Below are 25437 nucleotides of genomic sequence, written 5' to 3'. Positions count from 1 at the left end.
CATGATTTGTCGACCTGTCACCACGACGATCTGTGACTCACCTCACCCACTCAACTTCCTTGCATTCCCAACAAGTTGGCGTGGAGTGACAGATTCCGGGCGGCTCTTCACGGTCTGCTGCGGATGGGTGGATTCCGTTCGGTTCCGGGCGTGACTCCGGCCACAGATCGCCCGTTGTCCCTTTATCAGTACGCATCCGCCTTCACCCCCATCGATACATCGATACAGAGGAGCCCCCGTGCCGCGCTTGCTCGACGTGAGTGACGACGTACGCGCCGAGATCGGCGACGAAGAAGCAGACCGGCTGCTCGCCGGCGAGAACACCCCGGGCGGGTACGACTGCACGTCCTGCCGCACCCCGGGCGACACCCTTCAGGAGCGCACCAGCACCGTCCTGTTCGTCGGGGACGAGACGGCCGTGCTCGCCTTCGCCCACGCCGGCTGCCTGCCCTCGCAGGTCGTGCGGGTCGCGGAGGACCAGTTGCAGGGCGCCGTGCAGGCCGTCGCCGCCTCGGACGCGGCGAGCGCCACCGTGCCCGCGCAGTCCGGCGCCCCGCAGGCCGTGCTCGGTGTGACCAGCGGCCTGGTCCTGATCGAGGGCGAGCTGCACCCGGCCCTCGTCATCGAGCCGACCGGCCCCATCGCCCGCCCCGGGTCCACCACCGCGGGCGTGGGCGGCGACGACTTCCTGCCGCTCCTGATCGAGCAGGGCTTCATGCCGGTCACCGAGCTGACCGAGCCGCCGCACGCGCTGCCCGGCTGGTCGGTGCTGCTCGCCATGGGCCAGCTGCACGCCGTGCTCCAGCCCGGTACCGGCGGCGCCCCCTCGCAGGTCGCCTGGTGGCAGGCGCACCAGCCGCTCGTGGTCACCGAGGGCTGGCGGACGGCCGCCAACAAGACGCACACGGTGCTCGTCTTCGCCGCGCCCGTCGGCTCGATCGGCCGTCAGCCGCGTGAGGACCTGCTGCGGGACGCGCTCGACAAGGCCGCGGCGAACGGCAGGCTCGTCGCCGCCGCCATGCCGCTCGCGGGCACCTGAGCCACCGCCCCCGCACGACCCGGGCCCCCACGAACACGCCGGTCACCCTGCTGACGCCCCGCGAAAGCCGAGGCCAAGGGCGCATCCGTCGGGGGCCCGGGTCGTTGGCACGTATGTGCACCCATACGACCCCACCTCATCCCAGACCGGACGCCGCCAGCCGTACCCGAACTACATTCCGGCGATGCGTCCCCCGCAGGACTACGCGGCGGGCCGCTCGGCCACGCCGATCTACGACGCCCTCTACGCGGAGTACCGGCGCTCCTTCAGGACGCTGCCCGGCGACCGCAGCGGAGAGGAGCAGCTGGGCTTCGCGCCCTTCGGGACGGGGACGTACGTGGCCCGGCACCACACCCCGTACTACGCGACGGGCCATCACTACCCGCAGCAGAACGGGCGGCAGCCCGGCCATGGAGGTCATCTCCCGGCCGCGCTGCCGCCCGCACCGCGTAGGCCGTAGCAGCAGGATCGCTACTTCTTGCGCCCGCGCTTCTCCCGCACCCGCACCGAGATGTGGATCGGCGTCCCCTCGAAGCCGAACTCCTCGCGCAGCCGGCGCTCCACGAAGCGCCGGTAGCCGTGCTCGATGAAGCCGGAGGAGAAGAGCACGAACCGCGGCGGCTTGGTACCGGCCTGCGTCCCGAAGAGGATGCGGGGCTGCTTGCCGCCGCGGATCGGGTGCGGGTGGGCGGCGACCAGCTCGCCGAGGAAGGCGTTGAGGCGGCCGGTCGGCACCCGGGTCTCCCAGCCGGCCAGGGCGGTCTCGATGGCCGGAACCAGCTTCTCCATGTGGCGGCCGGTCCGCGCCGAGACGTTGACCCGGGGCGCCCACGCGATCTGGGCGAGCTCGGTCTCGATCTCGCGCTCCAGGTAGTAGCGGCGCTCCTCGTCGAGGGTGTCCCACTTGTTGAAGGCGACGACGATCGCGCGGCCCGCCTCGACCGCCATCGTCACGATCCGCTGGTCCTGCACGGAGATCGTCTCGGAGGAGTCGATCAGGATGACCGCGACCTCCGCCTTCTCGACGGCGGCGGCGGTGCGCAGCGAGGCGTAGTAGTCGGCGCCCTGCTGGAGGTGGACGCGCTTGCGGATGCCCGCCGTGTCGACGAACTTCCAGGTGACGCCGCCCAGCTCGATCAGCTCGTCGACCGGGTCGCGGGTGGTGCCCGCCAGCTCGTTGACGACGACGCGGTCCTCGTTCGCCACCTTGTTGAGCAGTGAGGACTTGCCGACGTTCGGGCGGCCGATCAGGGCGATGCGGCGCGGGCCGCCGATCGCGGTACCGAAGGTCTGCGGGGGCGCGTCGGGCAGCGCCTCGATGACGGCGTCCAGCATGTCGCCGGTGCCGCGGCCGTGCAGCGAGGAGACCGGGTGCGGCTCGCCGATGCCGAGGGACCACAGGGCGGTGGCGTCGGCCTCGCCGCTCGGGCCGTCGACCTTGTTGGCGCAGAGGACGACCGGCTTGCCCGCCTTGCGGAGCAGGCGGACGACGGCCTCGTCGGTGTCGGTGACGCCGACCGTGGAGTCGACGACGAAGACGACCGCGTCGGCCGTCTCGATCGCGTACTCGGCCTGCGCGGCCACCGACGCGTCGATGCCGAGCACGTCCTGCTCCCAGCCGCCGGTGTCGACGACCTTGAAGCGGCGGCCCGACCACTCGGCCTCGTAGGTGACGCGGTCGCGGGTGACGCCGGGCTTGTCCTCGACGACGGCCTCGCGGCGGCCGATGATGCGGTTCACCAGGGTCGACTTGCCGACATTCGGGCGGCCGACGACGGCGAGGACGGGCAGCGGGCCGTGGCCCGCCTCCTCGATGGCGCCCTCGACGTCCTCGACGTCGAAGCCCTCCTCGGCGGCGAGCTCCATGAACTCCGCGTACTCCGCGTCGCCGAGCGCCCCGTGCTCATGCTCCGAGGAGCCCTCGGGCTGGATCTGGTCGTTCATGAAGTCCGTACCTCGTCGTTCATTCGTGGTGATCGGTGGGCCGCCGTGTTCGTGTACGGCGATCCACTACTGAAAGTCTCGCTCAGCGCCCGGTCAGACGCCTGGCATGGGCCAGGTGCGCGGTCAGCCGCCCCTGGATGCGCACCGTCGCCGCGTCGAGCGCCGTGCGCGTACGCCGCCCGGTGCCGTCGCCCGCCTCGAACGGGTCGCCGAAGACGACGTCGACGCGGCTGCGCAGCGGCGGCAGCTTCTTTATCAACCGTCCGCGCTTCTCCGTACTTCCCAGTACGGCGACCGGGACGATCGGGGCGCCGCTGCGCACCGCGAAGTACGCGAGCCCGGCCCGCAGCGAGGCGAAGTCGCCCTCGCCGCGCGTGCCCTCGGGGAAGATGCCGAGCACTCCCCCGGCGGAAAGGATGTCGAGCGCCCGCGTGACGGCCTTCCGGTCCGTGCTGGTCCGGTCGACCTTCAGCTGCCCGATCCCTTCGAGGAAGGTGCCGAGCGGCCCGATGAACGCCTCCTGCTTGATCAGGAAGTGCGTCGGGCGCGGGGCGACGCCCATGACCATGGGCCCGTCCACGTTGTGCGAGTGGTTCACGGCGAAGATCACCGGGCCGCTCGCGGGGACCCGCCACGCGCCGAGGACGCGCGGCTTCCAGAGCCCGTACATCAGGCCGACGCCGATGCGCCGGCCGACTTCGGCCCCACGTTCCGAGGAGCTCACTTGGAGGCCCGCTTCTCCCCGACGAGGGTGACGACGCACTCGATGACCTGCTGGAGCGTGAGCTCCGTGGTGTCCACCTCCACGGCGTCGTCGGCCTTGGCGAGGGGCGACGTCTTCCGGCTGGAGTCCGCCGCGTCCCGCTTGACCAGAGCCTCCTGCGTGGCCTTGACGTCGGCGCCCTTCAGCTCGCCGGAGCGGCGGGCGGCGCGGGCCTCGGGCGAGGCGGTGAGGAAGATCTTCAGGTCGGCGTCGGGCAGCACGGTCGTCCCGATGTCACGGCCCTCGACGACGATGCCCCTGCCGTCGGCGGCGGCCGCGGCGGCGATGGAGCGCTGCAGCTCGGTGATCCGGGCCCGCACCTCGGGGACCGCGCTGACGGCGCTGACCCGCGAGGTGACCTCGCCCGTGCGGATCGGGCCCGCGACGTCCGTGCCGTCGACGGTGATGGTGGGCGCGGCCGGGTCCGTGCCGGAGACGATGTCGGCCTTGCCCGCGACCGCCGCGATCGCGGAGGGGTCGGTCAGGTCGATCCCGTTGTTCACCATCCACCAGGTGATCGCGCGGTACTGGGCGCCGGTGTCGAGGTAGCTCAGGCCGAGCTGGGCGGCGACGGCCTTGGAGGTGCTCGACTTGCCCGTACCGGAGGGTCCGTCGATGGCGACGATCACGGCTGCCGGAGCGGCGGTTTCCACGGTGACGGACACCTTTCTGAGTGCACGGGGCAGGAGGACGGGGCGCGAAGGCACCCCGCACAAGGTTACTGGCTCCCGCGAGCGCCTCTTACGGCCGCTCCTACTGCCGCATGGCCCAGCCACGCTCGCGCAGCGACGCCGCCAGCCTGGGCGCGGCGGCGGGCGCCACCATGAGCTGCACGAAACCGGCCTGCTGCCCGGTGGCGTGCTCGATGCGGACGTCCTCGATGTTCACGCCGGCGGCGCCCGCGTCCGCGAAGATCCGGGCCAGCTCGCCGGGCTGGTCGGAGATGAGGACGGCGACGATCTCGTACGCGGCCGGGGCGGCGCCGTGCTTGCCGGGGACCCGGCTCTGCCCCGCGTTGCCCCGGCGCAGCATGGTCTCGACGCCCTCGGCGCCCGCGCGGCGCTTGGCGTCGTCGCTGGACTGGAGGGAGCGCAGCGCCTGGACCGTCTCGTCGAGGTCGGCGGAGACGGCGGAGAGCAGGTCGGCGACGGGGCCCGGGTTCGCGGAGAGGATGTCGATCCACATGCCCGGCTCCGAGGCGGCGATCCGGGTCACGTCGCGGATGCCCTGGCCGCACAGGCGTACGGCGCTCTCCTCGGCGTTCTCCAGGCGGGCCGCGACCATGTTGGAGACCAGGTGGGGCATGTGCGAGACGAGCGCGACGGCCCGGTCGTGGGCGTCGGCGTCCATCACGACGGGCACGGCCCGGCACAGCGCGACCAGTTCCAGGGCGAGGTTCAGGACCTCGGTGTCGGTGTCCCGGGTCGGGGTCAGCACCCAGGGGCGGCCCTCGAAGAGGTCGGCGGTCGCGGCGAGCGGGCCGCTGCGCTCCCGGCCGCTCATCGGGTGCGTGCCGATGTACGAGGTCAGGTCGAGGCCGAGCGCTTCGAGGTCGCGGCGCGGGCCGCCCTTGACGCTGGCGACGTCGAGGTAGGCGCGGGCCGCGCCCTTCCGCATGGCGTCGGCGAGCGTCGCGGCGACATGGGCGGGCGGCACGGCGACGACGCACAGGTCGACCGGGCCCCCGGGCGCCTCGTCCGTCCCGGCGCCGAGCGCGGCGGCGGTGCGGGCCTGCGCGGTGTCGTGGTCGGCGAGGTGCACGGCGACGCCGCGCGAGGCCAGGGCCAGGGCGGCGGAGGTGCCGATGAGGCCGGTTCCGATGACGAGTGCGGTTCTCACGGGGCGATGTCCTTGCGCGGGGCGGCGGCAGCGGGGAGGCAGGGGTCCAGCCTAGTTGGCCCGGACGGAACCCTGTCGCCGTCCCCCCGGAGCTGCTTGCATGGAGGGCGGTACCTGCCGCCTCGGGGGAGGCTCGTGATGAAGCGCTCGGGACCGCTCTACACGCTGTACGCCGGGCTCGCCCTGGCGCTGATCATGCTGTCGCTCAACGCGACGACGGGCGAGGGGAACGCATCGTACGCGGGCGCTCCGGCGGCCACGGCGTCGCCTTCGGTCTCCCCCTCGCCGAGCGCCTCGAAGGCGGGCCCGGCCGCGAGCCCCGGTCCGTCGCGGACGGCGGCCCGCGGAAAGACCCAGTACGCGGGCCGCACAAACGACGACGTCGCGGCCGTCTCCGTCTCCGTACGGGGACGGAAAGCGATCGCGTACTACTGCGACGGCCGCACCAAGGAGTCCTGGCTGAAGGGCGACGTCGAGGACGACGGCTCCATGAGGCTCACCGGCAAGAACGGCGCCACACTGGCCGGGACCCTCGCCGACGAGCGGATCCGGGGCACCGTCCGCGTCCACGACGGGCCGCAGGACTTCACCGCGAAGAAGGCCGTCAAGCCGTCCGGCCTGTACCGCGCCACCACCGAGGTGCGCGGCGCGAAGATCGACGGCGGCTGGATCGTGCTGCCCGACGGCCGCCAGGTCGGCATCGTCCGCGAGAACGGCACACCGTCCGCCGCACCCCCCGTCGACCCGGAGACCGGCGCCGTCACGGTCGGCGGCGAACAGCTCACCGCGCGTCCCGTCGTGCCCTGACCACTTTCGCAAGGGGTAGTCATGACCATCGACCCGAACGCCCCGACCCAGAGCTTCCCGAGCCCCGAACCCGGCCGGGGTCCGGGCGCGGCCCGCTATCTGGTGCCCGCCGTCGTCGCGGCCGCCGTGGCGGTGGGCCTCGGTGTGTACGGCAAGGCCCACGACCCGGAGGGCACGGCGTTCAACCTGGCGGGCTTCTCCAGCACGAGCGCGGTGAAGTCCTGGCTGGCGACGGCGGCGTTCGCCTTCGCGCTCGTCCAGGTGGTGTCGGCGTTCATGGTCTACGGGAAGCTGCGCGGCCCGGCGTGGGCGCCCGCCCTGCACCGCTGGTCCGGCCGGGTCGCCTTCCTCCTCGCCGTGCCCGTGGCGGTGCACTGCCTGTACGCGCTCGGCTATCAGACGTACTCGACCCGCGTCATGTGGCACTCCTTCCTCGGCTGCTTCTTCTTCGGCGCGTTCAGCGCCAAGATGCTGCTCCTGCGCGCGGAGCGGCTGCCGGGCTGGCTGCTCCCGGTCGTCGGCGGCCTGGCGTTCGCGGTCCTGACGCTGCTGTGGCTGACGTCGGCGCTCTGGTTCTTCCGCACGGTGGGGGTGACGACATGAAGCCGGCGGCGACGCGGCGCAGCGTGCTCGTGGCGGGGGCGGCGGCGCTCGCGGCGGGGTGCAGCAAGTACGGCGAGGGGGGCGGCGGGAGCGGCGAGGAGTCCTCGGCCACGGCCGCGTCCTCGGGGCCCTCCGGCGCCAACCCGTCCGGGAAGCCTTCCGCCGCCGCGAACGAACTGGCGAAGACGTCCGACATCCCGGTCGGCGGCGGGAAGATCTTCCCCGACAAGAAGGTCGTGGTGACGCAGCCGGCGCAGGGCGACTTCAAGGCGTTCTCGGCGGTCTGTACGCATCAGGGCTGCACGGTGAACTCGGTGTCGGGGGGCACGATCAACTGCCCGTGCCACGGCTCGAAGTACAGGATCGCGGACGCGTCGGTGGCGGGCGGCCCCGCGCCGCGCCCGCTGCCGCCCCAGAAGATCACGGTCACCGGAAAATCGATCTCGCTGGGCTGAGCCGGCCCCGTACGCTCCCGGGATGGAACGGGAAGAGCCGCACCCGTACGAGCTGGTGCGCGACCACACGATCTACGCCTGCGTGATGGGCTCGCACGCCTTCGGCCTGGCCACGGAGGGCAGCGACACGGACCGCCGGGGCGTGTACCTGGCGCCGACCCCGCTGTTCTGGCGGTTCGACAAGCCGCCGACGCACGTCGAGGGCCCGGCGGAGGAACAGTTCTCCTGGGAGCTGGAGCGCTTCTGCGAACTGGCCCTGCGCGCCAACCCGAACGTCCTGGAGTGCCTGCACTCCCCCGTCGTCGAGCACCTGACGGACACCGGCCGCGAACTCCTTTCCCTGCGCGACGCCTTCCTCTCCCAGCAGGCCCACGAGACGTTCGCCCGGTACGCGGTCAGCCAGCGCCGCAAACTGGAGGCCGACGTCCGCACCCACGGCGCCCCGCGCTGGAAACACGCCATGCACCTGCTCCGCCTGCTCACCTCCTGCCGCGACCTGCTGCGCACGGGCAGCCTGACCATCGACGTGGGCGACCAGCGCGAGGCACTGCTGGCGGTGAAACGCGGCGAGGTCCCGTGGCCGGAGATCGACCGCCGAATGACCCGCCTGGCAACAGAAACGGAAGACGCGGCCCGCCACACCCCCCTCCCCAAAACCCCGGACCGCCCCCGCGTGGAGGACTTCCTGATCAGCACCCGCCGCGCCTCAGCCGCTGGTCAGAGCGCGTCCCACTCCGCCCCGTAAGCCCTCAGCTCGTCCCGGTGTTCCACTCGCTCCGCCCATTCCTTCGGCCAGGCGTCCGTGCCCAGGTGGGCTCCTGCGAAGGCGCCGGTCAGGGCTGCGATCGAGTCCGAGTCGCCGGAGGTGCAGGCGGCGCGGCGGAGGGCGAGGGCGGGGGCGTCGACGAAGAGGAGGAAGGACAGGAGGGCGGTGGCGAGGGCCTCCTCGGCGATCCAGCCGGCGCCGGTGGCGAGGCACGGGTCGGTCTCCGGGGACGGGGAGCGCAGGGCGTCGCGGAGGCGGTCCAGGGCGGCGAGGCATTCGTCCCAGCCCGCGGCGATGAAGGCCGCGGGGGTCGGTGCGTCGCTCCGGGTCCACAGGTCGCCGAGCCAGCGCTCGTGGTAGGTCTCGCGGTTCTCGTACGCGTACGAGCGGAGCAGGCCCACGAGGCCGGTGGGTTCGGCGCCCTCGGCGAGGAGGCGCACGGCGTGTGCGGTGAGGTCGGAGGCGGCGAGGGCGGTGGGGTGGCCGTGGGTGAGTCCGGCCTGCAGCTGGGCGGCGCCCGCCCGCTGCTCGTCGCTGAGGCCGGGCAGCAGGCCGAGCGGGGTGACCCGCATGTTGGCGCCGCAGCCCTTGGAGTGGATCTGGCTCGCGTCCTGCCAGCGCCGGTCCTCGGCGGTGAGCAGGTCGCAGGCGCGCAGGCAGGTGTTGCCGGGCGCTCGGTTGTTCTCCGGCGAGCGGTACCAGGCCACGAACTCGGCCCGCAGGGGCGGCTCGAAGCGTGCCGCGTCGAGCGGTCCGCGCCCCGTCGCGGTGCGCAGCGCGCGGGCGACGGCGAGCGCCATCTGCGTGTCGTCCGTGATGTACGCGACCGGGCCCGGCAGCTCCATCTCGCGCCAGGGGCCGCACTTGGCGAGGATCGCCGGTACGTCGTTGAACTCCGTCGGGAAGCCGAGCGCGTCGCCCAGGGCGAGCCCGAGCAGGGAGCCGGTCGCGGGGTTCTTGGTCAGCGGAGTCGTCGGGGTCATCAGCGGGTTCCCTCCGTGGCGTCCGACACGGGCTTGAGCAGGGGCGGGAGCAGGGCGGTCGCGCCGCCCGCCCGGTAGAGGGCGGCGGGTTTGCCGCGGCCGCCGGTCAGCCGGGAGGCGCCGGGGATCTGTTCGACGAAGCCGGGGGTCGCGAGGACCTTGCGGCGGAAGTTCGCCGGGTCGAGTTCGCTGCCCCAGACCACCTCGTAGACCTGGCGCAGCTCGCCGAGGGTGAACTCGGGCGGGCAGAACGCCGTGGCGAGGCAGGTGTATTCGAGCTTGCCGCCGATCCGTTCGTGGGCGTCGGCGAGGATCCGGTCGTGGTCGAAGGCGAGCGGCCCGTACGCGCCGCGCGCCCCCGGCTCGTAGGGCAGCCAGGCGGCGCGGGCCGCGTCCCCGCCGCCGTGCGCCTGCGGGGCGTCGGGGACGAGCGCGGCGAACGCGACGGAGACGACCCGCATCCTGGGGTCGCGGTCCGGCTCGCTGTAGGTGCGCAACTGCTCCAGGTGGAGCCCGGCCACATCGCTCAGCCCCGTCTCCTCGGCCAGCTCGCGCCGCGCCGCGCTCTCCGCGGACTCGGCGGGCTCCAGGAACCCGCCGGGCAGCGCCCAGCGGCCCGCGTACGGCTCCTGCCCGCGCTCGACGAGCAGGATCTGCAGTTGGCCCGCGCGGAGCGTGAAGACGGCGAGGTCGACGGTGACGGCGAAGGGCTCATAGGCGTGCTTGTCGTAGCCGTGCATACGGCAGCCCCCTCCCTTATTGGTCCATGAGACTTTAAAGGGAGGGGGCTGCCACGAACAAGCCCTACGGCTGTTTTCGCACGGCCCGCACGCCTGACGACGGCCTAGAGGTCGACTTCCTTCATCAACATGCCGACCTCGGTGTTGGACAGCCGCCGCAGCCAGCCCGACTTCTGGTCGCCGAGCGTGATCGGGCCGAACGCGACCCGGACCAGCTTGTCGACGGGGAACCCGGCCTCCGCGAGCATGCGCCGCACGATGTGCTTGCGCCCCTCGTGCAGGGTCACCTCGACCAGGTAGTTCTTGCCGGTCTGCTCGACGACCCGGAAGTGGTCCGCCTTCGCGTACCCGTCCTCCAGCTGGATGCCGTCCTTGAGCTGCTTGCCCAGGTCGCGCGGGATCGGGCCGACGATGTGCGCGAGGTAGACCTTCTTCACGCCGTACTTGGGGTGGGTCAGCCGGTGCGCCAGCTCGCCATGGTTGGTGAGCAGGATGACGCCCTCGGTCTCGGTGTCGAGCCGCCCGACGTGGAACAGCCGCGTCTCACGGTTGTTCGTGTAGTCGCCGAGGCACTGCCGCCCCTCGTTGTCCTCCATCGTGGAGACGACGCCGGCCGGCTTGTTCAGGGCGAAGAACTGGTACGACTGCGTGGCCACCGTCAGGCCGTCGACCTTGATCTCGTCCTTCTCCGGGTCGACGCGCATGCCCTGCTCGAGCACGATCTCGCCGTTGACCTCGACGCGGGCCTGCTCGACCAGCTCCTCGCAGGCGCGGCGCGAGCCGTAACCGGCACGGGCCAGGACCTTCTGCAGCCGCTCGCCCTCCTGCTCGGCGCCGGGGAAGGTCTTGGGGAGCTTCACTTCCTTCTTGCCCGCATACCGCTCGCGGTTGCGCTCCTCGGCCCGCGCCTCGTACTCGCGCGAGGTCGCCGGAACCCAGCGCCCACGGCTCTGCCCGGGCTGCTGCCCGCGCTTCGGGCCGCCCTTGGCGCCGCCGCGCGCGGACGCGCCACGGCCCGACTTCGGACCGTCCTGCGTGGAGCCGGGGCCCACGTCGTAACGCCGCTCCTCGGGACGCGGCTTCTTCGGACGGCCCGCGCCGGCCTGCTTCTCGTCGCGGTCGTTGTCGGCACCGCGGTAGGAGCCGCGGCCACCGCCACTCGCGCCGCGGGGGCCGCCGCCGCTTCCGCCACGGCCGCCGCCGCCGCTTCCGCCACGGGCGCCACCGCCGCTACCGCCGCGGCCGCCGCTGTTGCCACCACGGCTCCCGCCGTTGTTTCCGCTGCTGTTCCTGCCGCTGCTGCTTCGCATCACAATTTCCGTCTAGTCGGCTGCGTGATCGGGGTGATCGGAGTACTTGCCGTACTCGGAACCCGGCGCATCGGGTGCGTCCGGATCGAACGACGGAACCCCTTCCAGCGTCTCGGCCTCGATCGCGTCCGCCTCGGGGAGGAAGGGCGCGAGCTCCGGCAGCTCGTCCAGGCCGCGCAGGCCCATCCGCTCCAGAAAGTAGTTCGTCGTCCTGTACAGGATCGCACCTGTTTCGGGTTCCGCGCCCGCCTCCTCCACCAGCCCCCTCTGCAACAGGGTCCGCATGACCCCGTCACAGTTCACTCCGCGCACGGCGGAGACCCGGGAACGGCTGACCGGCTGGCGGTACGCGACCACGGCCAGCGTCTCCAGGGCGGCCTGTGTCAGCCGGGCGACCTGCCCGTCGAGCACGAATCCCTCGACGGCCGCCGCGTACTCGGGCCGCGTGTAGAAGCGCCAGCCACCGGCGACCAGGCGCAGCTCGAAACCGCGCCCCTGCACCGTGTACTCGTCGGCCAGCTCCCGCAGCGCGTCCGCGACGGCCCGCTTCGGCCGCTGGAGGATCTTGGCGAGGTGCTCCTCGGTGGCGGGTTCGTCGACGACCATCAGGACGGCTTCGAGGGCGGGGCGCAGGGCGAGCCCGGCCACCCCGTCCTCGGTGATCTCGGTCTCCACGCTCACTCCTTCTCCCTCTCCTCGTTGTCGGCCACCGGTTCGGGCGCCCGGTCGAACTCGTCGGTCACGACGGGCCGCGTCGTCTCCTCGCCGGTCCAGCGCACGAGCAGCTCACCGAGCGCCTCCTCCTGCTCCAGGGCGACGGCCTTCTCCCGGTACAGCTCAAGGAGTGCCAGGAAGCGTGCGACGACGGTCAGGGTGTCCTCGGTGTCGGCCACCAGCACCTGGAAGGTCGCCTCGCCCATCTCCCGAAGGCGTGCCACCACGAGACCGGCCTGCTCCTGGACGCTGACCAGCGGCGCGTGGATGTGGTCGACGTACACCTGCGGCTTGGGTTTCGGCTGCATCGCCTTCACCGCCAGCTCGGCGAACCCCTCGGCGCCGATCTTGATGACGACGTCGGGCAGCAGCTCGGCATGGTGCGGCTCGAGCCCCACGGTGCGCGGGTAGCGCCGCGCCTCGTCGTCGAGCCGCCCGCTGAAGATGTCGGCGATCCGTTTGTACGCGCGATATTGCAGGAGCCGCGCGAACAGCAGGTCGCGGGCTTCGAGCAGCGCGAGGTCGGCCTCGTCCTCCACCTCGGCGGCGGGCAGCAGCCGGGCGGCCTTCAGATCGAGCAGCGTCGCCGCGACGACGAGGAACTCGGTCGTCTGGTCGAGGTCCCAGTCGGGGCCCATGGCTCGGATGTGCGCCATGAACTCGTCGGTGACCTTGGACAGGGCGACCTCGGTGACGTCCAGCTTGTGCTTGGAGATGAGCTGGAGCAGCAGGTCGAACGGCCCCTCGAAGTTGGCGAGCCGCACCTTGAAGCGCCCGTCATCACCCTCGGGCCCGGCCCCGGCATCCTCGGGGACCGGCACGCTCTCGGGGACCGGCAGGCCCTCGGAGACCGGCACGCTCTCGGAGACCGGCTCCGGTCCCGCACCGGCCTGCGGCACAGCGTCCGCCGCGGCCACGACATCCGGCCCGGCCTCGGGCACCGCCCCGGAATCAGACTCGGACTCTGACCTGGGCTCGGGCTCGGCGATCTCCGGTTCCCCCGCCACCTGCCCCGGCTCGACCGGCGGAGCCACCCCGCGGCCCAGTGCGCGCCGGCGCGCGCCCCGGCCGGGCGCGGGAGAGGAATCGTTCACGGGCATCACTGCCGGAGGCTACCGCCGACGCGGCTAGCGTCCGCGCAGGCGGCGTACGAGAATGCTCGCGTCCCCGCGGGACTCCAGGTCGGCCAGGACCACGGCGACCGCCTCGCGCACGATACGGCCGCGGTCGACGGCGAGGCCGTGCTCGCCGCGCAGCACCAGGCGGGCGTGCTCGAGGTCCATCAGCTCCTCGGCGGAGACGTACACGGTGATCTTCTCGTCGTGCCGCTCGCGGCCGCTGGGGCGCCGGTTGGCGGCGCGGGAGCGGCGCCGGGCGGCCGCGGTCGAGCTGCGCCCTCCCCCGGAACCCTCCTGCGCCGTGCCGGACACGCGCCGGGTGGACTTCTCCCCGGCCTCCGCGGTGGCGGCCCGGTTGCGCGAGCCGCCCTCCGACTCGGCGTCCGACGCCGTGTGCTCGCCGGCGGGCGCGGACGCGGACGCCGTTTCGGAGTCGGACTCGTCGGCGGCGGCGGGCGCGGCCGCCGCCTCGTCGCTCTCGCCCGCCGGGCCCGGGACCCGTGCCTCGCCGTTCGCCGGGCGCCGCGGTGACGACGCCTGCAGTGCCATTCCCCCGGTCGTACGGAACAGTTCGTCGGCCCCCGGCAGACTCACTCGGCGTGACACCGGGCGAGCACCTCCCTGGCGAGCTGGCGGTAGGCCGCGGCACCGACGGAGTTCGAGGCGTACGTGGTGATCGGCTCACCGGCGACCGTGGTCTCCGGGAAGCGGACCGTGCGCCCGATGACCGTGTGGTAGACGTGGTCGTCGAACGCCTCGACCACGCGCGCGAGCACCTCACGGCTGTGCACCGTGCGGGAGTCGTACATGGTGGCGAGGATGCCGTCGAGCTCGAGCTCGGGGTTGAGCCGCTCCTGGACCTTCTCGATGGTCTCGGTCAGCAGGGCCACACCGCGCAGTGCGAAGAACTCGCACTCCAGCGGCACTATGACCTTGTGCGCTGCGGTGAGCGCGTTGACCGTGAGCAGGCCGAGCGAGGGCTGACAGTCGATCACGATGTAGTCGTAGTCGGCCATGAGCGGCTTGAGGGCGCGCTGGAGCGTGGACTCGCGCGCGACCTCGCTGACCAGCTGCACCTCGGCGGCGGACAGGTCGATGTTGCTCGGCAGCAGGTCCATGTTGGGGACCGCGGTCTTCAGGAGGACCTCGTCCGCCGACATGCCCCGCTCCATGAGCAGGTTGTAGACCGTGAGGTCGAGCTCCATCGGGTTCACACCCAGGCCCACCGACAGGGCGCCCTGCGGGTCGAAGTCGACGAGCAGGACCCGGCGGCCGTACTCGGCGAGCGCGGCACCCAGGTTGATGGTCGACGTGGTCTTGCCGACGCCGCCCTTCTGGTTGCACATCGCGATGATCTTCGCGGGGCCGTGGTCGGTCAGCGGTCCTGGAATCGGGAAGTACGGCAGCGGGCGCCCGGTGGGGCCGACGCGCTCACGGCGCTGCCTGGCAGCGTCCGGGGCAAGCGTGGCCGCGTACTCGGGGTCCGGCTCGTACTCGGCGTCGGGGTCGTAGAAGTGCCCCTCGGGGGACAGTTCGTCGTAGTCGGCGAAGTGGCTGGGTGAGGTGTCGCCGCTTCGGTCGCCGGCCATGGCGTTCACGTGATGGCCATCCATGCTCTGGTGTGCTGTCTGCGTCGGCTTTGGCTGGGGGCTGCTCGGCTGCTGGTGAGTGCTGCTCTGGAAGCCGCTCTGGTGGGCCGCGAAGGTACGCACAGCTACGGAGCCGACAGCTTGAAGCCCCGCGGGTCCCTGTCCGCCTGGCTGGGCACCTCCGGGAGTAAATGTCGACTCATTCACAAGTCGTCTTACCTCCTTGGATGTGACCAGGAACAATTTATCGATAGGTCAGCGTGGCACCATGCCGACGGTTGGCGACTCTATGGCGTGTCACCGCTCCGCAGCAACACAATCCGCCGTACCCGGCAGGATGTGTCGGCAACGGAACACCCTCATGTCAAGGGCGTGCGGCGGTTCTTCGGGGCGTTTCGCGGGGGCGCGAATCGGCTAAAGGGTTACGTTCACCGCGAGTTGACCAAGTCCGTACCCATGCGCTTACGGCCGGACCCCTGGCAAGGTCCGGCCGTAAGCGTGAGATTGACGACTTTTGTTGACGCCGCCGGGCGGCGCCCTCCCGGCCGGTGCTAGCCGAGCAGCGTGTCGAGGTCGACGTGGTCGAGGCCGTGGGCCTCCGCGACCTCCTTGTAAACCACCTTGCCGTCATGCGTGTTGAGGCCCAGGGCGAGCGCGCGGTCACGGCGCAGGGCGTCGGCCCAGCCGCGGTTGGCCAGCTCGACGATGTACGGGAGCGTGGCGTTGGTCAGCGCATATGTCGACGTGTTGGGCACGGCGCCGGGCATGTTGGCGACGCAGTAGAAGACCGAGTTGTGGACCGGGAAGGTCGGCTCGGCGTGCGTCGTCGGGTGCGAGTCCTCGAAGCAGCCGCCCTGGTCGATCGCGATGTCGACAAGGACACTTCCCGCCTTCATGCGCGACACCAGCTCGTTGGTGACGAGCTTCGGCGCCTTGGCGCCGGGGATGAGGACGGCGCCGATGACGAGGTCGGCCTCCAGGCACGCCTTCTCCAGCTCGAAGGCGTTGGAGACGACGGTCTGGATCTTCGTGCCGAAGATCTTGTCGGCTTCCTTGAGCTTGTTGATGTCCTTGTCGAGCAGGGTCACGTGGAAGCCCATGCCGATGGCGATCTGCGCGGCGTTCCAGCCGGAGACGCCGCCGCCGATGACGACGGCCTTGCCGGCGAGGACGCCGGGGACACCGCCGGGCAGCACACCGCGGCCGCCGTTCGCGGCCATCAGGTGGTAGGCGCCGACCTGCGGGGCGAGCCGGCCCGCGACCTCGGACATCGGGGCGAGCAGCGGCAGCTGGCGGTTCGCGGTCTCGACCGTCTCGTAGGCGATGGCGGTCGTGCCGGACTCCAGGAGCGCGTCGGTGCACTCCTTGGACGCGGCCAGGTGCAGGTAGGTGAAGAGCGTCTGGTCCTTGCGGAGGCGGTGGTACTCCTCCGCGATCGGCTCCTTGACCTTGAGGAGCAGGTCGGCGGTGGCCCACACCTCGTCGGCGGTGTCGAGGATCCGCGCCCCCGCGGCGACGTACTCCGTGTCCGGGATCGAGGAGCCCACACCGGCGTTCCGCTCGACGAAGACCTGGTGGCCGTGGCGCACCAGCTCATGCACGCCTGCGGGGGTGATGGCCACCCGGAACTCGTTGTTCTTGACCTCGCGGGGGATGCCGACCTTCATCGTCGATCACGGTCCTTGGCTCTGGGGATATACCGGTCATTGCACTGCATACCAGTGCGCCGAAGGACACACCGGGAGACGCCACGGAAGCACGCGGCGGAGCCAGTCTAATGAAGGTTTTCGAGCTGTCTAGCCTTTCGATACATCAATCTTCAGGTGAAGCACTACGGATTTCGCAGGTGTTAGCTGCTTGTTCCGAAGGGTTTGCTTCCGGAGCGCCGTCTGCGGTGCCCGCCACCGCCTCCTCTCCCAGCATGCGCTCGGCGGCACCCCGGTGCAGCTTGGCCGCGGCGGGGTCGCCGAGCCGTTCGAGGGTGTCCGCGAGCCGCAGCTGGAGCGCCGCCTGGAGCCGTACGTCCTCGGCCTGCCGCGCCCACTCGGCCGCCTCCTGGCAGGTGCGCAGCGACTCCTCGGGCCGCCCGGCGTACTCCTGCACCCGGGCCAGCTCGCTCAGCGCCCGCGCCTGGGCGGGCACGTCACCCTCCTTGCGGTACCCGGCGATCGCCGAGCGCCAGCCGCGCAGCGCCTCGCCGTAGCGCCCCGCGTACGTGTGGACGGTGGCGATGCGCCCGTGCAGCCGCGCGGCGTCGCTCCGCTCACCCCGGGCGAGCCGCTGGGCGAGGGCCCGGCCGTACCAGTCGGCGGCCCGGTGCCAGTCCTCCAGCTGCTGGTACGCGCCGCCTACGGATTCCATCGCGCGGCCCGTGGCGTACGGGTCCTGCGCGGCGCGTCCGGCGTCGAGCGCGGTCCGGTAGCGGGCCAGCGCCTCCCGTGTCCGCCCGGTCCCGGCGTCCAGGTCGCCGAGGTTGAGCAGCGCGGCGGCCTTCTCCCTCGGCAGGTTCCGCCGCTCGGCGACGTCGAGGACCATGCCGTGGATCGCGTACAGCTCGGGCGCGGCGGTCTCGGTGCCCCGGTGCGCGACCATGGCCCGCACGAGCCCGGCCATCAGCCGCCGGGCCAGCGTGTCGAGGTCGCCGTCCGCCACGGCGAGCCGGGCCGCGGCGAGCAGCGCGGGCTGCCTGGCGTGCAGCCACTCCGCCGCGGCGGCCGGGTCGGAGAAGCGCAGGGCGCTGGGCAGTCCGGCGAGTTTCTTGCGGGCCGGGCTGTCGGCGGGCTCGGTGACGGCGCGGCAGGAGCTCAGCAGGCGGACGGTCCGTTCCAGCATGCGGGCGCGGGCCAGCTGGAGTTCGCCGGGCCGGTCCTGGGTCTCGGTGAGCCCGCGCAACAACGGGATCAGGCAGCTCGGCACCTCGTACTGCGGCAGCCGCGTGCCGACCGCCCGGACGAGCCCGAGGGCGACGAAGTCGTCGAGCGTGGCGCGGGCCGCGGAGACGGAGCAGCCGGCCAGCGCGGACGCGGTGTGCGGGTCGACATACCCCTCGGGGGCAAGCGACAGATAGCGCAGTATGCGGGCGGCCGGTCCCGGCAGGGCCGCATAGGAGTGCCGGAAGACGCGTACGAGTGCGGGCCCGTCGCCGTCCTGCGCGTGCAGCTGCCGGGCGAGATCGGCGACGGACTCCTTGGGCCTCCTGGCCAGCCAGCCACCGGCGATCCCCAGGGCGGCGGGCTCCCCGGCGCACAGTTCGACCAGGGACTCGGCCGAGCGCGGATCACAGGTGACGCGGACGGACCCGATGTGCTCGGTGAGCAGTTCGAGGGCGGACTTGGTGTCGAGCCCGCCGACCGTGCAGGGCCGTACGTCCGGGATACCGGTGAGCGGGCCCTCGGCGACGGCGACGACCAGACAGTCCGGGGTGTCCGGAAGCAGCGGGTCGACGTGCTCGGCGTCCCCCGCGTCGTCGAGCAGCAGCACGACCCGGCGCACCGAGAGCCCCTCGCGCAACCGCTCGGCCAGGTCGTCGGCCGACTCCCCCGCGGGCGCCGGCAGCTTGAGCGCGTTCAGCAGGTCACGGGCGACCCGTTCGGTCGGTACGGGGGTGCCGTCCGGCGCGGTGAGCCGGGTGCGCAGCGCCCCGTCCGGGTACCGGTCGGCGACCTGGCGCAGCAGCTCCTCGGCGAGTGCGGTGCGGCCCGTGCCAGGGCGTCCCGCGATCAGCAGGACTCGGGCGCGGGGGGCTTTCCGGCCGGACAGGGTGTCGAGCCCCGCGCGCTCGATGTCCGCCCGCAGCTCCTTCAACTCCCGCCTGCGGCCCAGGAACTGACGGCCCGTCACGCCACGAGGGGACGGCCCGACCGCCGTCTCGTCGTCCGATTCGACCGCCTGATCCGTCACGGGCCACGCTCCGTCTCACCCAGCCCCTCCGGGGGTCGGCAGGGGCGTTCCCGAGCCTAGTTCAGTGAACGGGTCCGCCCCGGGCGAGCGGCGCGCCAAGATCGCCCGATCGGATCAGCGGGTTGTCGCATTAGCGGTGGGCTCCGCCGGTTCGGGGGGTGACGACTGCGCCGCGGATCTGCGGTGAGCGGACGAGCGCGGCTCTCGTCGTGGCTGGTCGCGCAGTTCCCCGCGCCCCCGAGATGCGCACTGCGTGCGGCATCTCAGCGCACCATGGGGCTGCGGCGAAGCCGCATGCTCCAGGGGCGCGGGGAACTGCGCGACCAGCCACGACGCAGCCGAGGACGCCCGAGAACCGTCGCCCCCACGGCGACTACGCGTCGAACGGCCGCGCAGGCCACTCCGCCTCGGCCGGCCGCAACCCCTCCACAAGCCCCTCGGACCGCGCCGCGCTGAGCGAAAGCACCCCCACCACAAGGCAGTTGTTGTGAAGGTCTCCCCCGAGCACCCCGGAAACCAGGTCCGCCAGAGGCACCCGCGCCAGCTCCATGTCCGCCTCCTCGTCCTCCACCTCGAAGCGGGCGCCCTCCGCCTCGGAGAGACCCCGCGCGAGGAAGATGCGGACCGCTTCGGAGCAGCCGCCCGGCGTGGTGTACACGTCGGTGAGAACGCGCCAGTCCTCGGCCTTGACGTGCGCCTCCTCGTACAGCTCGCGCTGCGCGGCGTGCAGCGGGTTCTCGCCGGGGACGTCCAGAAGGCCCGCGGGGATCTCCCAGAGCTTCATGGAGACGGGGTGGCGGTACTGCTTGAGGATGAGGACGCGGTCCTCGTCGTCGAGGGCGAGGACGGCGACGGAGCCGGGGTGCACCTGGTAGTCGCGCTTGGCGACCGATCCGTCGGGCATGACGACCTCATCCGTGCGTACGGAGGTCTTGTTCCCGACGAAGGGGGTCTCGGTGGCCCGGACCTCCCAGTGCTCGGCGGTGTCCTTGATCGCGGTCATGTCGCCACTTCCTCCCACGCACACACAAAAGAAACCGGGGCACGTGCCGCAAAAGGCACGCACCCCGGTAACCGTACATCGCTGGTGCGACAGGCCTTACTTGGCCTTCTTGGCCCCCTGCGCCGCGGCGACCTTGCGCTCCACCGCCGCCTTCACCAGACCGGCGAAGAGCGGGTGCGGACGCGTCGGGCGCGAGCGCAGCTCGGGGTGGGCCTGGGTGGCGACCAGGTAGGGGTGGACCTCGCGCGGGTACTCGACGTACTCGACGAGCTTGCCGTCCGGGGAGAGACCGGAGAACTGCAGACCGGCCTTCTTCTCCAGCTCGGCGCGGTAGGCGTTGTTCACCTCGTAGCGGTGACGGTGGCGCTCCTCGACGTACTCCTTGCCGTCGTAGACCTCGCGCGCGACGGAGCCCTCGGCGAGCTTGGCCGGGTACATGCCGAGGCGCATCGTTCCGCCCATGTCGCCCTCGCCCGCGACGATGTCGAGCTGCTCGGCCATCGTGGCGATGACGGGGTGGGCGGTGGCGGGGTCGAACTCGGTGGAGTTGGCGTCCGGCACGTCGGCGAGGTTGCGCGCGGCCTCGATGACGATGCACTGCAGGCCGAGGCAGAGGCCGAGCAGCGGCACCTTGTTCTCGCGGGCGAACCGGATCGCGCCGACCTTGCCGGACACGCCGCGCTCGCCGAAGCCGCCGGGGATGCAGATGGCGTCGACGTCGCCGAGCTGCTTCGCGGCGCCGGCCGGGGTCTTGCAGTCGTCGGAGGTGACCCACTTGATCTTGACGCGGGCCTTGTTGGCGAAGCCGCCGGCGCGCAGCGCCTCGGTCACCGACAGGTAGGCGTCGGGCAGGTCGATGTACTTGCCGACCAGGGCCATGACGATCTCGTGGTCGGGGTTGTGGACGCGGTCGAGCAGGTCGTCCCAGGTCGTCCAGTCCACGTCGCGGAACGGCAGGTCCAGCTTGCGGACGACGTAGGCGTCGAGGCCCTCGCCGTGCACGGTCTTCGGGATGTCGTAGATGGAGCGGGCGTCGGGGCAGGCCACGACGGCGTCCTCGTCGACGTCGCACATCAGGCTGATCTTGCGCTTGATGGCGGTCGGGACCTCGCGGTCGCAGCGCAGCACGATGGCGTCCGGCTGGATACCGATGTTGCGCAGGGCGGCCACCGAGTGCTGGGTGGGCTTGGTCTTCAGCTCGCCGGAGGGGCCGATGTAGGGCAGCAGCGAGATGTGCACCACGAAGACGTTGTCGCGGCCGACCTCGTGGCGGACCTGGCGGACGGTCTCCAGGAACGGCAGCGACTCGATGTCGCCGACGGTGCCGCCGACCTCGGTGATGACGACGTCGACCTCGTCGGTCGCCATGCGCCGGATGCGGTGCTTGATCTCGTTGGTGATGTGCGGGATGACCTGGACCGTGTCGCCGAGGTACTCGCCGCGCCGCTCCTTGGCGATGACCTGGGAGTAGACCTGCCCGGTGGTGACGTTGGCCGAGCCGTCGAGGTCGACGTCGAGGAAGCGCTCGTAGTGGCCGATGTCCAGGTCGGTCTCGGCGCCGTCGTTGGTGACGAACACCTCACCGTGCTGGAAGGGGTTCATCGTGCCCGGGTCGACGTTGAGGTACGGGTCGAGCTTCTGCATGACGACGCGGAGGCCCCGTGCCTTGAGCAGCATCCCGAGGCTGGAGGCGGTGAGGCCCTTGCCGAGGGAGGAGGCGACACCCCCGGTGACGAAGATGTGCTTGGTCGTCGTGGATTTGGGCGTCATGGCCAAGAGGGGGCTCCCGTGGTCGCGGTCTGGAGGTGCGTACCGGCGCTGTCTCCGGCCTTGTCGGGGGGAGGCGCCGTCGCTGCGGTTCGGGGGTTCGATGACCACCGGCTCACGGGCTACCAGGGTATCAGCGCCTCGGGCAGGGTGCTTCCGGCCACGCTCCGCGCACACCCCACCACAGGTGCACGACATCGTCACCCGGTGGTCACCCTTTCGGCGCAGGCGCGTTGTCAGGAGCGGCAAGCGGATCACTGGGGCGCGTCGTATCCTGCTCGCGACAGTCGGCTTGGCGAGTCACACAGGAAAACGGCAGCACAACGGCGCCACCCCCCGTCCGTACCGCAGGTGCCGTCGCCGGAACAACCGGCTGATCGTCTCGTTTGCAACGACGTGCCCCGACGACGTATCAAGACGATTCGTTGACTTCCGTTTGTGAACCGTTGACCGTTGACCGTTGACCGATCATCTAGACCTATGACCGCAGACCGCTGAGACCGCATTTGCGATCGCCCCTCGACCCACTGTCGCGGTCCTGGGGCGTACGTGGCCGTTCGACTGGAGACGCACGTGGCCGGGCGCATCGAGGATTACGCACTTATCGGAGACATGCAGACCGCCGCCCTGGTCTGCCGGGACGGCACAGTCGACTGGCTGTGCCTGCCCCGCTTCGACTCGCATGCCATTTTCGCCGGGTTGCTCGGCACCGAGGATCACGGCTTCTGGCGCCTTGGCCCCGCGCACGCCGCCGACTCCGAACCGCCCGCCGCGACACGCCGCGGCTACCTCGGGGACTCGCTGATCCTCCAGTCCGAGTGGGACACCCCGCGCGGCACGGTCCGCGTGACGGACTTCATGCCCCCGCGTGACGGCGCGCCGCAGCTCACCCGCATCGTGGAGGGCGTCACCGGGCGCGTCCAGATGCGTTCGGCGCTGCGGATGCGGTTCTCGTACGGGCGGATCACCCCGTGGGTGCACAAGGTCGACGGCCGTACGGTCGCGGTCGCCGGCCCGGACTCCGTGTGGCTGGACTCGGAGGCGGAGACGTACGGCAAGAACCTGACGACGTACTCCGACTTCACGGTGTCGCCCGGCGAACAGGTGGCGTTCACCATCCAGTGGCAGCCCTCGCACCAGAAGCCGCCGTCCCTGCCGGACCCGCAGGGCGCGCTCGCGGCGACCCAGGAGTTCTGGCGGGAGTGGGTCGAGCACTGTACGTACCACGGCCCGTACCGCGAGGCCGTCGTCCGCTCCCTCATCACGCTGAAGGCGCTCACGTACGCGCCGACCGGCGGCATCGTCGCCGCGCCCACCACCTCCCTGCCGGAGGAGATCGGCGGCGTACGCAACTGGGACTACCGCTACACCTGGCTGCGGGACGCGGCGATCACCCTCTCCTCGCTCCTGCGCACCGGCTACCGCGAGGAGGCCCGCGCCTGGCGCGAGTGGCTGCTTCGCGCCGTCGCGGGCGACCCGGAGAACCTGCAGATCATGTACGGCATCGCGGGCGAGCGCGAGCTGGGCGAGGCCGAGCTGGACTGGCTGCCCGGCTACGAGAACTCGACGCCCGTACGCGTGGGGAACGGGGCGGCGCACCAGCTCCAGCTCGACGTGTACGGCGAGGTCACCGAGGCGCTGCACCTGGCGCACATGACGGGCCTGGCCCGCAACGACTACGCGTCGCTGCTCCAGCTCAAGCTCATCCAGTACCTGGAGAAGCACTGGGACGAACCGGACGAGGGCATCTGGGAGGTGCGCGGTCCGCGCCGCCACTTCGTGCACTCGAAGGTGATGGCGTGGGTCGCGGTCGACCGCACCATCAAGCTTTTGGAGTCCGGCGACGCGGACGGGCCCCTGGAGCGCTGGCGCGAGCTGCGCGACGACATCCACCGGGACGTGTGCGCCCGCGGTTACGACGCCGAGCGCAACACCTTCACGCAGTCCTACGGCTCCAAGGAGCTGGACGCGTCGCTGCTGCTCATCCCGCAGATGGGCTTCCTGCCGCCGGACGACAAGCGCGTCATCGGCACCATCGAGGCGATCCAGCGGGAGCTGTCCACCCCTGACGGCTTCATCCTGCGCTACCCCACCGACGGCGACAACGCGGGGCTCGACGGGCTCCCCGGCGACGAAGGCGCGTTCCTCGCCTGCTCGTTCTGGATGGCGGACGACCTCGCGATGATCGGCCGGGTCGACGAGGCCCGCAAGCTCTTCGAGAAGCTGCTCAACCTCCGCAACGACCTGGGCCTGCTCGCCGAGGAGTGGGACCCGCACCTGCAGCGCCAGGTCGGCAACTTCCCGCAGGCGTTCAGCCACGTGCCCCTGATCGACACGGCGCTGCGGCTCACGTCCTCCGGGGCGTACAGCGGCTGACCCGGGATGTTCGTGGGGCGCGCGCGCAGGTAGCGTCCGCCCCATGGACAGCTCCCGCACCCCGCAGAACGCCCCCGGGGGCATCACCGTGCAGCGCGCCCTGGAGCTGCCGGGCCTTCGCAGCGGGCTGCCCGAGGTGGTGGCCGGCGCGGACCGGCTCCAGCGGACGGTGCGCTGGGTGCACGCGGGCGAGGTGCCCAACATCGCGTCGCTCCTCAAGGGCGGCGAACTGCTCCTGAGTACGGGCTACGGGCTCGGGACCCGGCCCGCCGAACAGCGGGCCTTCGTCCGCAAGCTGGCCGAGCGGGGCATCGCGGCGCTCGTCATAGAGCTGGGCCAGCGCTTCGAGCGGCTGCCCGCCGCGCTCGTCGAGACGGCACGGGCCGCGAACCTCCCGCTGGTGCAGCTGCACCGCGAGGTCCCGTTCGTGACGGTCACCGAGGAGATCCACACCGAGATCGTCAACGGGCACTACGCGCTCCTTCGCCGCGCCGAGGACGTGCACCGCCGCTGCACCGAGGCCCTGCTGGGCGGCGGCGGGGTCCCGCAAGTGCTGCGCGTCCTCGCCGGGTTCAGCGGCAACCCCGTCTTCCTGGAGACCGTCGACGGGCAGCTCCTGTACGCGGCGGGCGCCGCCGGTGACGTCGCCGACCCGCTCCAGGTGTGGGAGGGGATGCGCGCGACCCACCAGGACGAGCCGCCCGGCGGGGCCGTGCTCGTGGACGTGCCGGGCGGCGGGCCCGGCGCCGGTTCGGTGCGGGCGCGGCTCGTGCTCCTTCCGGTGGTGGCGCCGCTCGCCCCGGTCCACCGGATCGCCGCCGAGCGGGCCGCCGGGTCCCTCGCCGTGGTGCTGATGCAGGCGCGGCAGGAGGAGGAGCTGGCGGCGCGCGGGCGCGGCGACTTCCTCACCGACCTCGCGGAGGGCCGGATCGCCCCGGAGGACGCCCCGGCGCAGGCCCGCGTCCTCGGGTTCAAGCCGACCGGGCAGGGACCGCTCCTTCCCGTGGTGATGCGGCTGCCGGAGACCCCGGTCGGCTCCTCGCCGGGCGGCGGCTGGGCGGTGCTCGCGCGGGCCGTGTCCGAGGAGCTGGCCTCGGTCGGCGTCCCGGTCCTGCTGGGCGTGCGGCCCGTCGAGGGGCGGGTCCCGCTCCTGCTCGGCCTGCGCGCGGAGGCGGAGCGCCCGACGGTCGCGGCGCGGGTCGCGGCGGCACTGCGGGCCGGGGTGGAACGGGCCGGGATGCGGCGGGCGGGCGCGCAGGCCCCGGTCGTCGTGGTCGGCGGCGCGGGCGGCTGGGCCGCGGCGGCGGCGGGCCTGCGCCACGCGGCGGAGACGGCGACGGCGGCGCAGGGCCTGGACGACAAGGCGTGGCACGACGCCCGGCGCCTCGACATCGACCTGCTGCTCTGGCGGCTGCACCGCCACGACGAAGGGGCCCTCGCCGCGTTCGTCGAGCGGGCGATCGGCCCGCTCCAGGACCACGACCGGCGGGCGAAGCCGCCGCTGCTGCCCACGCTCCAGATCTACCTGGCGCACGCGGGCCGCAAGGCGGAGACCGCCCGCGAGCTGCATCTGAACCGGCAGACCCTCTACAACCGCCTCGCCCGGATCGGGGAGTTGCTCGGCACGGATCTCGACGATCCGCAGACGGTCCTCGCGCTGAGCCTGGCGCTACGGGCCCGCCGCCACGTGCAGTGAGCCCTTCTCCATGAACGGACGGGCA

General features: G+C 72.0%; 23 protein-coding genes. 8 read left to right on the top strand and 15 right to left on the bottom strand.

Features of this window, described 5'->3' with window-relative positions; translation table 11 throughout:
• Positions 1–238 precede the first annotated feature (238 nt).
• Positions 239–1039 (top strand): hypothetical protein, encoded by an 801-nt coding sequence (locus C1N81_RS34380; RefSeq protein WP_394435213.1) that lies wholly within the window; start codon positions 239–241, stop codon positions 1037–1039.
• A 184-nt stretch (positions 1040–1223) separates the two neighbouring features.
• Positions 1224–1499: a hypothetical protein gene (locus C1N81_RS34375; RefSeq protein ID WP_394435212.1), complete on the top strand. Its 276-nt coding sequence runs from the start codon at positions 1224–1226 to the stop codon at positions 1497–1499.
• Positions 1500–1510: 11 nt separating this feature from the next.
• Here C1N81_RS34375 and der read toward each other — a convergent pair whose 3' ends face one another.
• From der to C1N81_RS34355, 4 genes are all read right to left on the bottom strand, one after another.
• Complete coding sequence (der, locus tag C1N81_RS34370; protein WP_394435211.1) at positions 1511–2983, bottom strand: ribosome biogenesis GTPase Der; 1473 nt, start codon at positions 2981–2983, stop codon at positions 1511–1513.
• A gap of 82 nt (positions 2984–3065) precedes the next feature.
• Complete coding sequence (locus C1N81_RS34365; RefSeq protein WP_394435210.1) at positions 3066–3746, bottom strand: lysophospholipid acyltransferase family protein; 681 nt, start codon at positions 3744–3746, stop codon at positions 3066–3068.
• On the bottom strand, positions 3704–4399 hold the full coding sequence (gene cmk, locus C1N81_RS34360; RefSeq protein WP_394435209.1) for a (d)CMP kinase: 696 nt from the start codon (positions 4397–4399) through the stop codon (positions 3704–3706). Before cmk ends, C1N81_RS34365 begins: the two co-directional genes overlap by 43 nt.
• Before the next feature lie 100 nt (positions 4400–4499).
• Positions 4500–5585, bottom strand: coding sequence for a prephenate dehydrogenase (locus C1N81_RS34355; protein ID WP_394435208.1), 1086 nt, complete (start codon positions 5583–5585; stop codon positions 4500–4502).
• Positions 5586–5723: 138 nt separating this feature from the next.
• Between C1N81_RS34355 and C1N81_RS34350 the strand changes: the two genes are divergently transcribed.
• Genes C1N81_RS34350 through C1N81_RS34335 form a run of 4 tightly spaced genes read left to right on the top strand, consistent with a single transcriptional unit; the run spans position 5724 to position 8195 of the window.
• Complete coding sequence (locus tag C1N81_RS34350; RefSeq protein ID WP_394435207.1) at positions 5724–6392, top strand: hypothetical protein; 669 nt, start codon at positions 5724–5726, stop codon at positions 6390–6392.
• Between the two features lie 21 nt (positions 6393–6413).
• Positions 6414–6995 (top strand): DUF6529 family protein, encoded by a 582-nt coding sequence (locus C1N81_RS34345; RefSeq protein ID WP_394435206.1) that lies wholly within the window; start codon positions 6414–6416, stop codon positions 6993–6995.
• Positions 6992–7450, top strand: coding sequence for a Rieske (2Fe-2S) protein (locus C1N81_RS34340; RefSeq protein WP_394435205.1), 459 nt, complete (start codon positions 6992–6994; stop codon positions 7448–7450). The genes C1N81_RS34345 and C1N81_RS34340 overlap by 4 nt, the downstream gene beginning before the upstream one ends.
• Before the next feature lie 22 nt (positions 7451–7472).
• Positions 7473–8195, top strand: a complete 723-nt coding sequence (locus C1N81_RS34335) for a nucleotidyltransferase domain-containing protein (RefSeq protein ID WP_394435204.1) — start codon at positions 7473–7475, stop codon at positions 8193–8195.
• Here C1N81_RS34335 and C1N81_RS34330 read toward each other — a convergent pair.
• From C1N81_RS34330 to C1N81_RS34280, 11 genes are all read right to left on the bottom strand, one after another.
• Positions 8168–9199 (bottom strand): ADP-ribosylglycohydrolase family protein, encoded by a 1032-nt coding sequence (locus C1N81_RS34330; protein ID WP_394435203.1) that lies wholly within the window; start codon positions 9197–9199, stop codon positions 8168–8170. The genes C1N81_RS34335 and C1N81_RS34330 overlap by 28 nt on opposite strands.
• Positions 9199–9939, bottom strand: coding sequence for an NUDIX hydrolase (locus C1N81_RS34325; protein WP_394435202.1), 741 nt, complete (start codon positions 9937–9939; stop codon positions 9199–9201). Before C1N81_RS34325 ends, C1N81_RS34330 begins: the two co-directional genes overlap by 1 nt.
• Positions 9940–10043: 104 nt before the next feature.
• Positions 10044–11249: a pseudouridine synthase gene (locus C1N81_RS34320; RefSeq protein WP_394435201.1), complete on the bottom strand. Its 1206-nt coding sequence runs from the start codon at positions 11247–11249 to the stop codon at positions 10044–10046.
• A gap of 12 nt (positions 11250–11261) precedes the next feature.
• A complete protein-coding gene (gene scpB / locus C1N81_RS34315) occupies positions 11262–11855 on the bottom strand; it encodes an SMC-Scp complex subunit ScpB (RefSeq protein ID WP_394438416.1) in 594 nt (197 codons plus the stop codon).
• Between the two features lie 71 nt (positions 11856–11926).
• The gene (locus tag C1N81_RS34310) at positions 11927–13063 is read right to left on the bottom strand and encodes a segregation and condensation protein A (RefSeq protein WP_394435200.1); all 1137 of its coding nucleotides are present in this window, start codon (positions 13061–13063) and stop codon (positions 11927–11929) included.
• 27 nt (positions 13064–13090) lie between these two features.
• Positions 13091–13687 carry a hypothetical protein gene (locus tag C1N81_RS34305; protein ID WP_394435199.1) on the bottom strand — a complete coding sequence of 199 codons (597 nt, stop codon included), beginning with the start codon at positions 13685–13687 and terminating at the stop codon, positions 13091–13093.
• On the bottom strand, positions 13672–14877 hold the full coding sequence (locus C1N81_RS34300; protein WP_394435198.1) for a ParA family protein: 1206 nt from the start codon (positions 14875–14877) through the stop codon (positions 13672–13674). Before C1N81_RS34300 ends, C1N81_RS34305 begins: the two co-directional genes overlap by 16 nt.
• A 344-nt stretch (positions 14878–15221) precedes the next feature.
• Positions 15222–16337 (bottom strand): alanine dehydrogenase, encoded by a 1116-nt coding sequence (gene ald, locus C1N81_RS34295; RefSeq protein WP_394435197.1) that lies wholly within the window; start codon positions 16335–16337, stop codon positions 15222–15224.
• Between the two features lie 145 nt (positions 16338–16482).
• Positions 16483–18570, bottom strand: coding sequence for a tetratricopeptide repeat protein (locus C1N81_RS34290; protein ID WP_394435196.1), 2088 nt, complete (start codon positions 18568–18570; stop codon positions 16483–16485).
• Between the two features lie 373 nt (positions 18571–18943).
• Positions 18944–19573, bottom strand: a complete 630-nt coding sequence (locus C1N81_RS34285) for an NUDIX domain-containing protein (protein WP_394435195.1) — start codon at positions 19571–19573, stop codon at positions 18944–18946.
• 96 nt (positions 19574–19669) lie between these two features.
• Complete coding sequence (locus C1N81_RS34280; protein WP_394435194.1) at positions 19670–21343, bottom strand: CTP synthase; 1674 nt, start codon at positions 21341–21343, stop codon at positions 19670–19672.
• 570 nt (positions 21344–21913) lie between these two features.
• Here C1N81_RS34280 and C1N81_RS34275 point away from each other — a divergent pair.
• Entirely contained in the window at positions 21914–23716 is a 1803-nt protein-coding gene (locus C1N81_RS34275) for a glycoside hydrolase family 15 protein (protein ID WP_394438413.1), read from the top strand.
• A 43-nt stretch (positions 23717–23759) separates the two neighbouring features.
• Positions 23760–25412, top strand: coding sequence for a PucR family transcriptional regulator (locus C1N81_RS34270; protein ID WP_394435193.1), 1653 nt, complete (start codon positions 23760–23762; stop codon positions 25410–25412).
• Positions 25413–25437: the final 25 nt, after the last annotated feature.

The organism is Streptomyces sp. SGAir0957, from assembly GCF_043523415.1.
Note: the sequence above shows the minus strand (reverse complement) of the source record. Positions and strands in the feature narration are given on the sequence as shown.

Excerpts from the sequence above, each read along its gene's own strand:
- C1N81_RS34345 (WP_394435206.1), top strand. The coding sequence starts at position 6,414 with ATGACCATCGACCCGAACGCCCCGACCCAGAGCTTCCCGAGCCCCGAA.
- scpB (WP_394438416.1), bottom strand. The coding sequence starts at position 11,855 with ATGGTCGTCGACGAACCCGCCACCGAGGAGCACCTCGCCAAGATCCTC.
- C1N81_RS34285 (WP_394435195.1), bottom strand. The coding sequence starts at position 19,573 with ATGACCGCGATCAAGGACACCGCCGAGCACTGGGAGGTCCGGGCCACC.
- C1N81_RS34270 (WP_394435193.1), top strand. The coding sequence starts at position 23,760 with ATGGACAGCTCCCGCACCCCGCAGAACGCCCCCGGGGGCATCACCGTG.
- der (WP_394435211.1), bottom strand. The coding sequence starts at position 2,983 with ATGAACGACCAGATCCAGCCCGAGGGCTCCTCGGAGCATGAGCACGGG.
- C1N81_RS34325 (WP_394435202.1), bottom strand. The coding sequence starts at position 9,939 with ATGCACGGCTACGACAAGCACGCCTATGAGCCCTTCGCCGTCACCGTC.
- C1N81_RS34320 (WP_394435201.1), bottom strand. The coding sequence starts at position 11,249 with ATGCGAAGCAGCAGCGGCAGGAACAGCAGCGGAAACAACGGCGGGAGC.
- C1N81_RS34280 (WP_394435194.1), bottom strand. The coding sequence starts at position 21,343 with ATGACGCCCAAATCCACGACGACCAAGCACATCTTCGTCACCGGGGGT.
- ald (WP_394435197.1), bottom strand. The coding sequence starts at position 16,337 with ATGAAGGTCGGCATCCCCCGCGAGGTCAAGAACAACGAGTTCCGGGTG.
- C1N81_RS34350 (WP_394435207.1), top strand. The coding sequence starts at position 5,724 with ATGAAGCGCTCGGGACCGCTCTACACGCTGTACGCCGGGCTCGCCCTG.
- C1N81_RS34330 (WP_394435203.1), bottom strand. The coding sequence starts at position 9,199 with ATGACCCCGACGACTCCGCTGACCAAGAACCCCGCGACCGGCTCCCTG.
- C1N81_RS34375 (WP_394435212.1), top strand. The coding sequence starts at position 1,224 with ATGCGTCCCCCGCAGGACTACGCGGCGGGCCGCTCGGCCACGCCGATC.
- C1N81_RS34310 (WP_394435200.1), bottom strand. The coding sequence starts at position 13,063 with ATGCCCGTGAACGATTCCTCTCCCGCGCCCGGCCGGGGCGCGCGCCGG.
- C1N81_RS34340 (WP_394435205.1), top strand. The coding sequence starts at position 6,992 with ATGAAGCCGGCGGCGACGCGGCGCAGCGTGCTCGTGGCGGGGGCGGCG.
- C1N81_RS34335 (WP_394435204.1), top strand. The coding sequence starts at position 7,473 with ATGGAACGGGAAGAGCCGCACCCGTACGAGCTGGTGCGCGACCACACG.